Source organism: Streptomyces lasiicapitis, assembly GCF_014646335.1.
Classification (GTDB): Bacteria; Actinomycetota; Actinomycetes; order Streptomycetales; family Streptomycetaceae; genus Streptomyces; species Streptomyces lasiicapitis.
The window spans coordinates 1-1,069 of record NZ_BMNG01000043.1 but is presented as its reverse complement, the minus strand read 5'-3'; the positions used below and the strand labels follow the sequence as shown (position 1 = coordinate 1,069).

The 1,069-nt window shown below is 68.0% G+C and carries 1 protein-coding gene; it reads left to right on the top strand.

All coding sequences use genetic code 11. The annotated features are described in order from the left end of the window. Nucleotides 1–113 precede the first annotated feature (113 nt). Nucleotides 114–776: a response regulator gene (locus IEY91_RS41435; RefSeq protein ID WP_164318042.1), complete on the top strand. Its 663-nt coding sequence runs from the start codon at nt 114–116 to the stop codon at nt 774–776. Nucleotides 777–1,069 lie beyond the last annotated feature (293 nt).

The following is a 1,069-nucleotide window of genomic DNA, read 5'->3' as shown; positions in this document are numbered from 1 at the left end:
GGCAGCGGGTCGAGCTGGTCGGGGGGACCTTCGAGTCCGGACCACGCCCCGACGGCGGATTCTGCGTCGAATCCGTACTGCCGATGGAAGCGCCCCATGGATAGACTGTCGACATGGGTCATGAAGTCGTAAAGGTACTGGTAGTTGATGACGAACCCATGGTCTGCGCGCATTTGAGAACGATTCTCGGCTCGGCCGACGATATCGACGTCGTCGACGCGGCCCACGACGGAGCCGCCGCGGTCGAGGCCGTGATGCGGCACCGCCCCGATCTCGTCCTCATGGATTTGCGGATGCCGGGCGTGGACGGCCTCACGGCCATCGAATGCATCATGAAACTGGACCAGCCGCCGAAGGTGGTGGCACTCACCACATTTGACGCCGATCAGTATGTGATGCGGGCGCTGCGCAGTGGGGCGAGTGGATTTCTTGTGAAGTCGACTCCGCCCGAGGACCTGATCGGGCTCGTCCGCGTGGCCGCCGACGGCCACACCGTCCTCTCGCCCGTCGCCATGCGCCGCATCGTCGCCGCATCGTCCGACGAGGACGCGGCGCGCGAGCGGGCCAAGGCGCTGGTCGGCAAGCTCACCGAACGCGAGACGGACGTCCTCACCTGCCTCGGCGAGGGCCTGTCCAACGCCCAGATCGCCACGAAGCTGTTCCTCAGCGAGGCCACGGTCAAGGGCTATGTGTCGCGCATGCTCGTGAAGCTGGAGTGCACCAACAGGACGCAGGCGGGACTCCTTGCGTACGACGCGGGGCTCGTCACCCGCTGAGGGCCGCGGGCCCCGGTGGCGGGGTGCACCTCGCGGGGGCGAACGTGCAGGTGGCGAACGCGCAGGTGGGGCCGGAACTCGGCGTTCCGGCCCCACCTGCATGTTCGCCCTGTCCGCGTGTAACGGCCCGGCCTACTCTTTGAAGGACCGGCCCGCCGGCGCCGATGCGCCGTCCGCCCGGATCCAGGTCACCGTCGTCGGTACGTACGTGGGCAGCACCGACCTGACATGAAATCCGCCGTCGGGGCGTGGTCCGGACTCGAAGGTCCCCCCGACCAGCTCGACCCGCTGCC